This is a genomic window from Streptomyces sp. R302 (assembly GCF_012927245.1).
Taxonomy (GTDB): domain Bacteria; phylum Actinomycetota; class Actinomycetes; order Streptomycetales; family Streptomycetaceae; genus Streptomyces.
In genome coordinates this window covers 362,531-375,900 of sequence record NZ_JABBGE010000002.1, presented here as the reverse complement: position 1 = coordinate 375,900, position 13,370 = coordinate 362,531, and the positions used below count along the sequence as shown (strand labels likewise).

The following is a 13,370-nucleotide window of genomic DNA, read 5'->3' as shown; positions in this document are numbered from 1 at the left end:
CCCGCCCCGGTCCGCCGCATCGGACCCGGGGCGGGGCCCTCTCCCGTGCCGGGGGACCGGCACGTGTCGAAGGCGGGGGGGGTACGTGCTTCCGGGTCCCGGGGCGGGCGGGCCCGGGGGACGCGCGTCACACCGGAGTGAGGTTCCGTGTGCTCTCCGTCGCCCCTAGGGTCGGGGCCATGTTCGCTGCCTACGCCGCCCGAATCGACCGCGACCAGCCCCTGAACGGCCTCGAACTGGGCGAACGCCCCGAGCCCGAGGTGCGCCCCGGCTGGACCACCGTCACCGTCGAAGCCGCCTCCCTCAACCACCACGACCTCTGGTCGCTGCGCGGGGTCGGCCTGCCCGAGGAGAAGCTGCCGATGATCCTCGGCTGCGACGCCGCCGGGATCGACGAGGACGGCAACGAGGTCGTCCTGCACTCCGTGATCGGCCAGACCGGCCACGGCGTCGGACCCGACGAGCCCCGCTCCATCCTCACCGAGCGCTACCAGGGCACCTTCGCCGAGCGCGTCACCGTCCCCCGCTGGAACGTGCTGCCCAAGCCGAAGGAGCTCTCCTTCGCCGAGGCGGCCTGCCTCCCCACCGCCTGGCTGACCGCCTACCGGATGCTCTTCACCAACGCCGGGGTCCGCCCCGGCGACTCGATCCTCGTCCAGGGCGCCGGCGGCGGCGTCGCCACCGCCGCGATCGTCCTCGGCAAGGCCGCCGGCCTGCGGGTCTTCGCCACCAGCCGGGACGAGGCCAAGCGCAAGCGGGCCGTGGAGCTCGGCGCCGTCGAGGCGTACGAGCCCGGGGCCCGGCTGCCGTACCGGGTGGACGCCGTCATCGAGACGGTCGGCGCCGCGACCTGGTCGCACTCGGTGAAGTCGCTGCGCCCCGGCGGCACGCTGGTGATCTCCGGCGCCACCAGCGGCGACCGCCCCTCGCACGCCGAACTGACCCGGATCTTCTTCCTGGAGCTGAAGGTCGTGGGCTCCACCATGGGTTCCAAGGACGAGCTGGAGGACCTCCTCTCCTTCTGCGCCGTCACCGGGGTCCGTCCGGTGATCGACGAGGTGCTGCCGCTGGACCGGGCCCGCGAGGGCTTCGTGAAGATGGCCTCGGGCGAACTCTTCGGAAAGATCGTGCTGACGACCTCTTGATACGGGTCGGTCGACCTGATGGGATCTCCGGCACATGAAAGGTGAACAACGCTCACTTCCTCGTGTCGGAGGTCTCCTTGCTGCGCACCACCCTTCTGACGGGCGCCCTCGCCGCCTCGCTGCTCGCCCCGACCGCCGCGCACGCGGAGACCGGGACCACCGGGATCACCGGGACCACCGGGAGAGCTGGGGCCACCGGGGCTGACGGGATCCCCGCCCTCACCGACTCCCGCGGCCGCGTCCTCACCCTGCGCGGCTGGAACGTGGAGGACAAGGCCAACCGCGGTGACGCCGCCCTCTCCGCCGTGACGGAGAAGCACTTCCGCGACATGCGCGCCAAGGGCTTCAACTTCGCCCGCCTCCTCGTCTTCTGGGACGACCTGGAGCCGCGGCCGGGCCGGTACAGCCAGGCCTATCTGCGGAAGATCGAGCGGGTCCTGGACTGGGCCGAGAAGTACGACGTCAAGGTCCTGCTCGACGCCCACCAGGACGTCTTCGGCCCCGCCTTCGGTCACCGGGGCATCCCCGCCTGGGCCACCCGCACCGACGGACTGCCCTTCACTCCCCGCCCCGACGACTGGTTCTCCGAGTACTTCGAGCCCGCCGTCCAGCGCGCCTTCACCCACCTCTACGAGGACGAGGACCTCCGCCGCGCCCAGGCCCGCATGTGGCAGGTGCTCGCCGAGCGCTTCGACGACCACCCGGCCGTCCTCGGCTACGACCCCATCAACGAGCCGATGGGCGAACTCCGCGAGGGCGAGGACCTGCCCACCGCCGCCCGCCGCATCGAGCGCGAACAGCTCACCCCCATGTACGACCGGATCGCCGACGCCATCCGCACGGCCGACCGGGACGCCTGGATCTTCGTCGAACCCACCCCGATCGTCGGCGAAGGGGTCCCCACTGGCCTCGGCCGGATCGACGACCCGAAGATCGTCTACGCCCCGCACTTCTACAACACCGGCATGGAGGCCGGCGCCGACTACGACCCCGCCGCCGGCTGGGTCGAGAGCTACGAGCAGGCCGTCACCCTCTACCCCAAGGAGTACAAGGTCCCCGTGGTGGTGGGGGAGTGGGGCCCGCTCAACAACTCCCTGCCGCACATGAACCGCTTCTACCGCGACGCCATGGCCTCCCTCGGCCGCTACACCTCGGGCTGGGCCGGCTACGTCTGGTGCTACGGCGGCGGCTACTGCGCGGTCGACTCCGCCGGCGCCTTCCGCACCAACAAGGAGCTGACCGCGGAGCCGTACGCGGAGGCCGTCGCCGGCCGGGTCCGCACCTCCGCCTACGACCCGGCGGCCGGCGTCTACCGCCTGGAGTACGACGCCGCCGGCCGCCGCGGCTCCCGCGTCACCGAACTGGCCCTGCCGCCCGGCGACTGGAAGGTCACGGCCCGCGGCGCCCTCGTCCTCCACGACAAGGGCCGTCGCGCGGGGCACGGCCGGGGGTACGAACGCGTCCGCGTCCTCGCCGCCCCCGACGCCCGAGTCACCGTCACCGTGACCCGGACCGGCCCGGCGGCCCACTGACCCTGCCCCGGGGGCCCCGCTGCCCATGCCCGAGCCTTGGCCGGGGCCCATGCCCGAGCCTTGGCCGGGGCCCAAGCCCGAGCCCTGGCCCGGGCCCAAGCCCGAGCCCTGGCCCAAACCCCGGTCAGGGACCTGGGTCCAGGCCCCCGGCCCCCGGGCCACCGGTCACCCGGCCACCGGCTCCGGCCCCGGCCTGGGCTCCGGCCCCGGCCCCGGCATGGGCTCCGGGTTCCGGCCTGGCTCCGGCCACCGGCTCGGCCCCGGTCCAGCCCGCCAGCTCCGGCTCCGGTCAGGGCTCCGTGCGGGGGCGGAGTATCCCGGTGATCCGGGTCGCCGCCGTGGACAGGTGGTGGCGGGCCTCGGCGAGCTGGGTGTCCGTCACGCCGTGGTCCCGGGCCGCGTCCCGCACCTCGTCCCGGAAGCGGTCGAGCAGCCGGTCCAGGTCCCGCGCCGGGTCACCGGAGCCGGCCCCTTCCCGCGCCCACTCCGGCACCACGGCCTCCTCGTCCGCACCCGGCACCGACACGTCCATCGGGGAACTCCCGGCCCCCGTACGGCCCTTGGGGTGGCCCGAGACCAGGTCGCCCAGCTGGGCGGTGATCCCCGACAGGCCCTCGCGGACGGTCTGCGGCCACTCGCCCTTCGCGAAGCGGTTCTGGACCTCGTCCTGGACCTGCTGGGCGATCCGCTGGAACTCCTTCGCCTGCCGGGCCTGCTCCTTCCACTCCCGCTTGGCCCTGCGCAGCTCCTCCTTGACGTCGGCGAAGGAGCCCTCCTCCGCCGTCCGGGCCCGGCTCGCCGCCGCGCGCATCTCGCTGCGCACCCGGCCGGCCGCGCCGCGCACGTCCTCCCGGATCTCGGAGGCCAGGGCCGCGACGGAGTCCCGGATCTCCCGCTCCAGGGCGTCGAGCTCGTCCTCCCGGCCGGCCAGTTCGGCGCGGCCCGCGTCGGTCAGCGCGTAGACCTTCCGGCCGCCCTCGCTGGTGTGGGTGACGAGCCCCTCGGCCTCCAGCTTGGCCAGCCGCGGGTAGACCGTGCCGGCCGAGGGGGCGTACAGGCCCTGGAAACGCTCCTCCAGGAGCCTGATGACCTCGTAGCCGTGCCGGGGGGCCTCGTCGAGCAGCTTGAGGAGGTAGAGACGGAGACGGCCGTGTGCGAAGACGGGGGCCATGTCAGAGCACCTTTCCTGACGCGGGGGCGGAGGAGGCGGAGGGGGCGGCGGAAGCGGTGTCCGGGTCCTCGGCGGGCTCCGGGCGGCGGAGCAGGGCGATCGATCCGGAGACCGTGGTCGCCTTGAGCGTGCCGCTGCCCGCGCCGAGCGTCCCGGTGATGGACTTGGTGCCCCACTCGCCGCCCACCCGCAGGTCCTCGAAGGCGTTCGACACCGCGCCGCTCGTCGTGCTCGCCTCGACCCGGGCGTCCGCCGGGTGCGGCAGCCGGACGGCGACCTCGCCGGAGACGCTGGTGAGCCGGATGTCGGCCGGCGGGGCCCCGGCCGGAGCCGGGTCCAGGTCCAGGACCAGGTCCCCGCTGACGGTCTCCGCCCGTACCGCCGAGCCCGAGCCCTCGATCACCGTCACGTCACCGGTCACCGAGACGACCCGCAGCGCACCGGTCACCGACTGGGCCTCCAGGGCGCCCGAGACGGTCTCGGCGCGGACCGGGCCGGAGAGCCCCACGAGCGTCGTCCCCCCGGTCACCCCGCGGACCTCGGTGCGGCCCCGCAGGCCCGAGACCACCGTGTCCGCGGAGACCGCGCCCACCTCGACCTCGGCCCCGGCCGGGACGGCGACCGAGACCACCGCGCGCCGCCGGTGGGCCTTGCTGTCGAGCCACTTGAGGATGCCCTTCCAGTGCAGGTCCTCGTAGGTGACGGTCAGCGTGGAGCCCTCCTGGGTGACGACCAGGGGCGGGCCCTCGATCTCCGATACCTCCACCCGCGCCGTGCTCTCCTCCGTGCCCACCACGTTCACCGCGCCGCCCACGACACGGACGCGCAGCCGTGTCACGGGGTCGGCGGGCGCGAGTTTCACCGGTTCGGTGACGGACCACTCGGTCATGGTGATGTCCTCCCGCTTCCTCGGCGCGCCGTTCCCCGCCGCGCCACGACTCGACATATCGCGACTTCCGGGATTCACGATATATCGCGGTGCCTTCGAGTCAACCCTGATTCATCCCTGACAGGGTCGAGGCAAACGCCTCCGTACACGGACAAACTGGCCTAGGTTGGAGGCCATGAACGCGACTTCCGGACCGAGCCCAGCCGGGGCGCTGCTGCTGTGCCGAGCCGATCCCCCGACGGTCCGGCCGCCCGCCCAGCTCCTGCGCGAGCCGCTGCTCCTCGCCCCCGCCGGAGCCGGCTGGAGCGTCCTCGTACCGGAGGGAAAGCCGTGGCAGGACGGCGGTGAGCCGGTCGAGCGGGTCGTCACCGGCTGGGCCACCGCCCTCGCCGTCTCCGCCGCCGGCTGGCCCGTCCTCGCCCTCTGGTGGGACGCGGACCGCGCCGGCATCACCCTCGCCGCCGGATTCCGCCGCACCGTCGGCTACACCTGGCTCGCCGCCGGCACCCCGGTCGGCGAGGACGAGGCCATGCGGACCCTCGCCGACCGGCTCGCCCTCGACCCCGTCCTCGACGTCCAGGCCCTTGAGCCGCTGACCCTCCCCGACCCCGAGGCCGACTCCCGTACCCGCCTCCTCGGCCTCGTCGCCGTCCTCGCCCGCACCGGCCTCGCCCTGCCCGCCGGCGTCGACCCCGGCGAGACCCCCGACCGGCTCCGCGCGGCCGCCCTCGCCGCCGGCGCCGAGCAGCTCGAATGGCCCGGCTGGCGCGGTGCGGTCCTCGACGAGCTCGACGCCGTGGAGGAGGGCCCCCTCGGCCCGTACGTACGCGGCCCCCGGGCGCGCCTCCTGGGCGGCGTCCAGCTCGCCGCGGGCGTGCCGCTGCTCCTGTGGGGGCTCCGCCGCCGCTCCGGCGGCTGGACCGCCGCCGGAGCCCTCCTCGTCGCCCACGGCGCCTTCGGCCTCGCCTACGACCGGCTGCGCGAGCACTGACGCACGGGAACGCCGAAGGCCCCCTCCCACCCGGGAGGGGGCCTTCGGTCCGCGTCGCTACTCGTCGTCGTCCTCGTCGTCCAGACGGGCCAGCCAGGTCGCGAGGCGCTCGACCGGCACCTCGAAGTCGGGGTTGAGATCGACGAAGGTCCGCAGCTGCTCGGCGAGCCACTCGAAGGTGACCTCCTCCTCGCCGCGCCGCTTCTCCAGTTCCTCGATGCCACGGTCGGTGAAGTACATGCCGTCCAGGATAGGCCCGCCCGGACACGCCGGAGGCCCGGCACCCCCCGATCCCGGGGGGTGCCGGGCCTCCGCGCGAGGCGTCGACGTTAGGCGTCGAAGACCTCGTCGACCAGCTGCTGCTGCTCCGCCTGGTGACGCTTGGCCGAGCCGACCGCCGGGGACGAGGAGTGCGGGCGGGAGATCCGGCGCAGGCGCTCGCCCGCCGGGATGTCCGCGCCGACCGCCAGGTCGAGGTGGTCGATCAGGTTCAGCGCGATGAACGGCCACGCACCCTGGTTCGCCGGCTCCTCCTGCGCCCAGATGTACTTCGCCGCGTTCGGGTACTTGGCGATCTCGGCCTGGAGCTCGGCACCCGGCAGCGGGTACAGGCGCTCCAGACGGATGATCGCGGTCTCCGTGTCGCCGCGCTTCTGCCGCTCGGCCTCCAGGTCGTAGTAGACCTTGCCGGCGCAGAAGACGACCTTGCGGACGTCGGCCGGGTTGACCGAGTCGTCGCCGATGACCGGGCGGAAGCCGCCGGAGGTGAACTCCTCCACCTTGGACGCCGCGGCCTTCAGACGCAGCATCGACTTCGGGGTGAAGACGATGAGCGGCTTGTGGTGCGGGTTGTGCACCTGCCAGCGCAGGAGGTGGAAGTAGTTCGACGGCAGCGTCGGCATGGCGACCGTCATGTTGTCCTGGGCGCACATCTGGAGGAAGCGCTCCGGGCGGGCGGACGAGTGGTCCGGGCCCTGGCCCTCGTAGCCGTGCGGCAGGAGCAGGGTGACGCCGGAGGTCTGGCCCCACTTCTGCTCGGCCGAGGAGATGAACTCGTCGACGACGGTCTGCGCGCCGTTGACGAAGTCGCCGAACTGCGCCTCCCAGACCACCAGGGAGCTCGGGCGGGCCAGCGAGTAGCCGTACTCGAAGCCCATCGCCGCGTACTCGCTGAGCAGCGAGTCGTAGACGTTGTAGTGCGCCTGGTCCTCGGCCAGGTAGAGCAGCGGGGTGTAGTCCTCGCCGGTCTCCTGGTCGACCAGGACCGCGTGGCGCTGGCCGAAGGTGCCGCGGCGGGAGTCCTGGCCCGACAGGCGGACCGGGGTGCCCTCCATCAGCAGGGAGCCGATGGCGAGGGTCTCGCCGAAGCCCCAGTCGATGGTGCCGTCGTCGATCGAGGCCGCGCGACGCTGCATCTGCGGCATCAGGCGCGGGTGGACCGTGATCCGCTCCGGGATGTTGACCTGCGACTCGGCGATCCGCTTCACGACCTCCTGGGAGACCGCGGTGGTGACGGAGACCGGGAACTCCGGCCGGGCGTCCGGGACGTGCGTCGGAGCCGGCGTCGAGGTGGCCTCGCGGACCTCCGCGAAGACCTTCTCCAGCTGGCCCTGGAAGTCCTGGAGCGCCTGCTCCGCCTCTTCCAGGGTGATGTCGCCGCGACCGATGAGCGACTCGGTGTACAGCTTGCGCACCGAGCGCTTCTTGTCGATCAGGTTGTACATCTGCGGGTTGGTGAACTGCGGATTGTCGCCCTCGTTGTGACCGCGGCGGCGGTAGCAGATGAGGTCGATCACGACGTCCTTGTTGAACGTCTGGCGGAACTCGAAGGCGAGCCGCGCGACGCGGACCACGGCCTCCGGGTCGTCGCCGTTCACGTGGAAGATCGGCGCCTCGATCATGCGGGCCACGTCGGTGGCGTACATGGAGGAGCGGGACGACTCGGGAGCCGCCGTGAAGCCGACCTGGTTGTTGATGACGATGTGGACCGTGCCGCCGGTGCGGTAGCCGCGCAGCTGCGACATGTTCAGGGTCTCGGCCACCACGCCCTGGCCCGCGAAGGCCGCGTCGCCGTGCAGGGCGACGGGCAGGACGGTGAAGTCCGTGCCGCCCTTGTTGATGACGTCCTGCTTGGCGCGGACGACACCTTCCAGGACCGGGTCGACCGCCTCCAGGTGGGAGGGGTTGGCGACCAGGGAGACCTTGATCTGCTCGCCGTCGAGACCGGTGAAGGTGCCCTCGGCGCCCAGGTGGTACTTGACGTCGCCGGAGCCGTGCATCGACTTCGGGTCGAGGTTGCCCTCGAACTCGCGGAAGATCTGCGCGTACGACTTGCCCACGATGTTCGCGAGGACGTTGAGGCGGCCGCGGTGGGCCATGCCGATGACGACCTCGTCCAGGCGGGACTCGGCGGCGGAGTCGATGACCGCGTCGAGCAGCGGGATGACGGACTCGCCGCCCTCCAGGGAGAAGCGCTTCTGGCCGACGTACTTCGTCTGCAGGAAGGTCTCGAAGGCCTCGGCGGAGTTCAGGCGGCGGAGGATGCGGAGCTGCTCCTCGCGCTCCACGCGCGCGTGGGGACGCTCGACGCGGTCCTGGATCCACTTGCGCTGCTTCGGGTCCTGGATGTGCATGAACTCGATGCCGGTGGTGCGGCAGTACGAGTCGCGGAGCACGCCGAGGATGTCGCGGAGCCTCATCATCGACTTGCCGGCGAAGCCGCCGACCGCGAACTCCCGCTCCAGGTCCCACAGGGTGAGGCCGTGCTCGGTGATGTCCAGGTCGGGGTGCTTGCGCTGCTTGTACTCCAGCGGGTCGGTGTCGGCCATGACGTGGCCGCGGACCCGGTAGGAGTGGATCAGCTCGAAGACGCGGGCGGCCTTGGTGACGTCGTCGTCGTGCGAGGCGTCGATGTCCTTGAGCCAGCGGACCGGCTCGTAGGGGATGCGCAGCGACTTGAAGATGTCGTCGTAGAAGCCCTGCTCGCCGAGGAGGAAGTTGGCGACGATGCGCAGGAACTCGCCGGAGGCGGCGCCCTGGATGACCCGGTGGTCGTAGGTCGACGTCAGGGTCATGACCTTGGAGATGCCGAGCTTGTTCAGGGTGTCCTGGGAGGTGCCCTGGAACTCCGCCGGGTAGTCCATCGAGCCGACGCCCATGATGACCGACTGTCCGGGCATCAGACGCGGGACGGAGTGGACGGTGCCGAGGCCGCCGGGGTTGGTCAGGGAGACCGTGACGCCGGTGAAGTCCTCCATCGTCAGCTTGCCCACGCGGGCGCGCTTGACGATGTCCTCGTACGCCTGCCAGAACTCGAAGAAGTTGAGCGTCTCGGCCTTCTTGATGCCCGCGACGACGAGCTGGCGGTCGCCGTTCGGCTTCACCAGGTCGATGGCGAGACCGAAGTTCACGTGCTCCGGCTTGACCAGGGTCGGCTTGCCGTCCTTCTCCGCGAAGGAGTAGTTCATCGACGGCATGGCCTTGATGGCCTGCACCATGGCGTAGCCGATGAGGTGGGTGAAGGAGATCTTCCCGCCCCGGGCGCGCTTCAGGTGGTTGTTGATGACGATCCGGTTGTCGAAGAGCAGCTTCACCGGGACGGCGCGGACGGACGTGGCCGTCGGCATCTCCAGCGAGGCGTTCATGTTCTTCGCGACGGCGGCGGCCGGGCCGCGGAGCGTGATCAGCTCGGGGCCGGCGGGCGCCTCGGCGGCCTTCGCGGCCGGGGCGGCGGCGGCCGGGGCCGCCTTCACGGCGGCCGGAGCGGCCGCGGCGGGCTTCGCCGGAGCCGGAGCCGGAGCGGCTGCCGGGGCCGGAGCCGGGGCGGCGGCCGGAGCCGGCGTGGCCGGGGCGGCGGGCGCGGGTACGGCGGCCGGGGCGGCGGGCGCGGCCTGTGCGGGGCCCGCCTGCGACGCCGCGGGCGCGGCCGCGGTGGTGGCGGCCGGGGCGGACGGGGTCTCCGCCGCACCCGGCTTGTAGTCGGCGAAGAAGTCCCACCAGGCACGATCGACCGAATTCGGGTCCTGGAGGTACTGCTGGTAGATCTCGTCGACGAGCCACTCATTGGCACCGAAGGCGGCTGCGGGGCTCACGCCACGCCCGTCTTGGTCGGCCGGGGAGCTCGGGGTACTGGGGGACTGAGACGACACGGCGGCAACCGCCCTCTTCCGCTTCGCAAGGTGATGGACAGCGGAAATAAAGGCTACGCCTGTCCGGCCGGGACGTGCAGGCCGGGCAGTCCAACGTCGTGCAAGTCACACTTGACGGCGTGTTTCGATGCCGTGAATGGCGGGAAACAAACCCGGTTCCGCTTCTGTGAGGGTACGGAAAAGCCCGGGCCACGGCCTCCTTCGGCCGCTCCCTGACCACGTCTGCACATGAACACGCAGAACGTTCGCTTCCGGTTCGAACCCTACGTCAATCGAGAAGGGGAAGGCTGCCTGGAAGAGTGACCCGGATCCTGCATCCACGTGAAGATTCGGCCACGCCGATCCCGCCACCGTGAAGATCCACCGCCCAGCGCGCGATCGCCAGGCCGAGCCCCGTGCCGCCGTCGCTCCCGGGCCCCTGCCGGTCCGGAGCCGTACCCCGGTTGAACCGCTCGAACACCTTGTGCCGCTCCGACTCCGGGATGCCGGGACCCTCGTCCTCGACCACCAGCTCCAGCGACTCCGGGTACGGGCCGCGCCGGGCCCGCACCGTCACGCGCCCGTGCGGCGGCGAATGCTTCACCGCGTTGTCGATCAGGTTCGCCATCACCTGGTGCAGCCGCTCCACGTCCGCGTAGGCCGTCAGGTCGGACGGCGACACGTCCAGATGCAGATGCACGTCCGTACGCCGGTGCAGACCGGACGTCGACGGCAGCCCGCGCTGCGCGGCGGCCAGATTCGCCTCCCGCAGCACCCCGGACAGATAGGGCCACACCTCGAAACGGCGCGCCCGCAGCTGTACGACACCGTTGTCGAGCCGCGACAGGTCGAGCAGCGTCTCCACGAGCCGGCCCAGCCGCTCCGTCTGCTTCAGCGCCGAGCGCATCGTCTCCGGATCGGCCTCCGAGACCCCGTCGACCACGTTCTCCAGGACGGCCCGCAGCGCCGCGATCGGTGTCCGCAGCTCGTGCGAGACATTGGCGACCAGCTCCTTGCGGTGCCGGTCCACCGCCTCCAGGTCGTCCGCCATGCGATTGATCGTCGAGGCCAGGTCGCCCAGTTCGTCGCGTCGGTCCGCGCCCCGCACCCGCCGCGAGAAGTCGCCGCGCGAGATCGACCCCGCCACCGTGTTCATCTCGTCGAGCGGCGCCGTCAGCGACTGCGCCACGAACTGCGTGATCAGCAGCGTCGCGATCATCGCGAAGATCGTGATGTACCGGAACTCGGTGGACGTACGGATCGCCACCAGGGCCAGTCCCGAGGTCAGCAGCACCGCGCCGACGACCAGCGCCCCCAGTTTCGTCTTGATCGAGATCACGATCCGGCGCCTGGACCCCCCCGGGCGCCGCGCCGGCCGGTTCACGACGCCGGGGTCTCCAGCGCGTACCCGACGCCGTGCACCGTGCGGATCCGCTCGGCGCCGATCTTCCGGCGCAGCGCCTTGATGTGGCTGTCCACGGTCCGGGTGCCGGAGGCGTCCGCCCAGTCCCACACCTCGGCGAGCAGCTGCTCCCGGGAGAGCACCGCGCGCGGGGTGCCGGCCAGACAGACCAGCAGGTCGAACTCGGTCGGGGTCAGGTGCACGTCCTCGGTGCGCACCCGGACCCGGCGCTGCGCGTGGTCGATCTCCAGCTCGCCCAGGCGCAGGATCCCGCTGCGCGGGGTCACGGCGGCGAGCGCGGCCCGCTCCACCCGGCGCAGCAGCACGTGGACCCGGGCGGCCAGTTCGCGCATGGAGAAAGGCTTCGTCATGTAGTCGTCGGCGCCGACGCCGAGTCCGACCAGCATGTCGGTCTCGTCGTCCCGGGCGGTGAGCATCAGCACCGGCACCGGACGCTGGGCCTGCACGCGCCGGCAGACCTCCAGGCCGTCGAAGCCGGGCAGCATCACGTCGAGGACCATCAGGTCCGGCTGCCAGGCCTCGGCGGCCTCCACGGCCGCGGGGCCGTCGGTGGCCGTCTGCACGAGGAAGCCCTCCGCGCGCAGCCGGGCGGAGACCGCCTCCACGATCGTCGGGTCGTCCTCGACGACCAGGACGCGCCGCTGGGCCCCCGGAGTCGCCGCACCCTGGTGAGTGGTGTGTGTCTGCTCCATTGCCCCGCCTCGCGTCGCCGATGTCGGTGCAGCAGCCTAGAGGTAGCCGCGGCGTCCCGGCTACGCAGGCCGGATGCCGAGGTGGACCACGTCGGGGACGCCCCGGGCAACGGCGACCTCTTCGGTCCGTACCCCGCTGAATCCGGCATTCCGCAAGGACTCCTCGAAATCGGCGGACGGCCGGGCCGACCAGACGGCGAGGACGCCGCCGGGGTTCAGACGGGCCGCGCAGGAGGCCAAACCCCTTGTGCCGTAAAGGGATTCGTTGTCCTCGGTGACGGTCCAGTCCGGACCGTTGTCGATGTCCAGACAGAGCGCGTCGTACGTGTCGGAGGAGGTCTCCAGATACGCCACGAGATCCGTGTGAAGGATCACGGTCCGCTCGTCGGCGAGGGCGCGGCCGGACAGCGAGGCGAGCGGGCCGCCCCGGTGCCAGTCGATGATCGCCCCTTCCCGCTCGGCCACCGCGATCCGCCTCCAGCGCGGGTCGGCGGCGGCGTGCGCGAGCGAGAAGCCGACGCCGAGCCCGCCGATCAGGACGGACGCGCCCACGCGCGCGTGCTCGGGCAGCGCCTCCATGGCCGCGTCGACGAGCAGCCGCTCGGAGCGTCCGTCGGAGGTGTCCATCAGGAAGGTGCCGTTGGCGATGATCTCGAAGTCGGTACGGTCCCCGGTGTCGCGGCGCCGCAGGACGACTTCGCCGTACGGGCCCTCGCGGCGGTCGAGGGTGACGGGGCTGTTCATGGGCGGTCACTCCGTGTCTCGTCGTGTCGGATACGGGTCGTCCCGGCCATCCTGGCGGAGCGCGGGAGACCGGGACAAACACATACCGGAGTCGCGGAGTGGCGCCGAGATGGGCATCAGGGAGCGGTCGGCGGCCCGCCCTCGGGAAGGGCGTCGAAGACGCGCTGGAGGGCGGTGGGGCGCTCGCCCTCTCCGGCCACGACCGTCCGGTCGTGATACGTCACGGTGTACTGGAACCCGTCGGCGACCGGCCGCCCGCTCGGCCGCTCGGGCACGCGCGCGTAGGCGGGGTCTTCGAGCGCGGCCCGCAGCTCGGCGAGCCCGTCGGCGTCCATCCGTCCGGTCCGCGGCTCCTTGTCCCGGGACCGCAGCGTCCAGGACCCGTCCTCCCGCACCACGAGCCGGTTGTCCACGCCGGCGAAGCCGCCGCTCACCGCGACCTCCACCAGCACGGCCCCGGAGCGCGGCTCCGAGGTCCCGGTCGATTCGCCCGCGCTGGTGGCAGTCGTCCCGCCGCCCGGAGCCGGCGGCGCATCGGCATCCGCGCACCCGCCCACCCCGAGCACCAGCACCGCCACGACCCCCGGCACCGCACCCCACACCCGCCGCCCCACCGCATGCTCCATGCACCCGAGCATGCCCGCCTCGGGGCCCCC

Annotated in this window: 11 protein-coding genes; 3 read left to right on the top strand and 8 right to left on the bottom strand. The window is 72.3% G+C overall.

Annotation, left to right across the window (positions count from 1 at the left end):
- The first annotated feature begins 179 nt into the window (after nucleotides 1–179).
- Nucleotides 180–1,145 (top strand): zinc-binding dehydrogenase, encoded by a 966-nt coding sequence (locus HHL19_RS07500; protein WP_169086879.1) that lies wholly within the window; start codon nucleotides 180–182, stop codon nucleotides 1,143–1,145.
- Between the two features lie 41 nt (nucleotides 1,146–1,186).
- Nucleotides 1,187–2,677: a cellulase family glycosylhydrolase gene (locus HHL19_RS07495; RefSeq protein ID WP_346768528.1), complete on the top strand. Its 1,491-nt coding sequence runs from the start codon at nucleotides 1,187–1,189 to the stop codon at nucleotides 2,675–2,677.
- A 289-nt stretch (nucleotides 2,678–2,966) separates the two neighbouring features.
- Here HHL19_RS07495 and HHL19_RS07490 read toward each other — a convergent pair whose 3' ends face one another.
- Nucleotides 2,967–3,848, bottom strand: coding sequence for a PadR family transcriptional regulator (locus tag HHL19_RS07490; RefSeq protein WP_169086877.1), 882 nt, complete (start codon nucleotides 3,846–3,848; stop codon nucleotides 2,967–2,969).
- A gap of 1 nt (nucleotide 3,849) precedes the next feature.
- Nucleotides 3,850–4,737, bottom strand: a complete 888-nt coding sequence (locus tag HHL19_RS07485; RefSeq protein ID WP_169086875.1) for a DUF4097 family beta strand repeat-containing protein — start codon at nucleotides 4,735–4,737, stop codon at nucleotides 3,850–3,852.
- 175 nt (nucleotides 4,738–4,912) lie between these two features.
- Between HHL19_RS07485 and HHL19_RS07480 the strand changes: the two genes are divergently transcribed.
- Nucleotides 4,913–5,728 (top strand): hypothetical protein, encoded by an 816-nt coding sequence (locus HHL19_RS07480; RefSeq protein WP_169086873.1) that lies wholly within the window; start codon nucleotides 4,913–4,915, stop codon nucleotides 5,726–5,728.
- Nucleotides 5,729–5,785: 57 nt separating this feature from the next.
- Here HHL19_RS07480 and HHL19_RS07475 read toward each other — a convergent pair whose 3' ends face one another.
- The 6 genes from HHL19_RS07475 to HHL19_RS07450 all read right to left on the bottom strand — a co-directional run bounded on the left by HHL19_RS07475 (nucleotide 5,786) and on the right by HHL19_RS07450 (nucleotide 13,340).
- The gene (locus HHL19_RS07475; RefSeq protein ID WP_019075209.1) at nucleotides 5,786–5,968 is read right to left on the bottom strand and encodes a DUF6104 family protein; all 183 of its coding nucleotides are present in this window, start codon (nucleotides 5,966–5,968) and stop codon (nucleotides 5,786–5,788) included.
- An 89-nt stretch (nucleotides 5,969–6,057) separates the two neighbouring features.
- A complete protein-coding gene (locus tag HHL19_RS07470) occupies nucleotides 6,058–9,876 on the bottom strand; it encodes a multifunctional oxoglutarate decarboxylase/oxoglutarate dehydrogenase thiamine pyrophosphate-binding subunit/dihydrolipoyllysine-residue succinyltransferase subunit (protein ID WP_169086871.1) in 3,819 nt (1,272 codons plus the stop codon).
- Nucleotides 9,877–10,144: 268 nt separating this feature from the next.
- Entirely contained in the window at nucleotides 10,145–11,239 is a 1,095-nt protein-coding gene (locus HHL19_RS07465) for an ATP-binding protein (protein WP_346768527.1), read from the bottom strand.
- A complete protein-coding gene (locus tag HHL19_RS07460) occupies nucleotides 11,236–11,970 on the bottom strand; it encodes a response regulator transcription factor (RefSeq protein ID WP_169086869.1) in 735 nt (244 codons plus the stop codon). The genes HHL19_RS07465 and HHL19_RS07460 overlap by 4 nt, the downstream gene beginning before the upstream one ends.
- 60 nt (nucleotides 11,971–12,030) lie before the next feature.
- Complete coding sequence (locus HHL19_RS07455; RefSeq protein ID WP_169086867.1) at nucleotides 12,031–12,714, bottom strand: spermidine synthase; 684 nt, start codon at nucleotides 12,712–12,714, stop codon at nucleotides 12,031–12,033.
- Between the two features lie 116 nt (nucleotides 12,715–12,830).
- Nucleotides 12,831–13,340, bottom strand: a complete 510-nt coding sequence (locus HHL19_RS07450) for a hypothetical protein (RefSeq protein WP_169086865.1) — start codon at nucleotides 13,338–13,340, stop codon at nucleotides 12,831–12,833.
- Nucleotides 13,341–13,370: the final 30 nt, after the last annotated feature.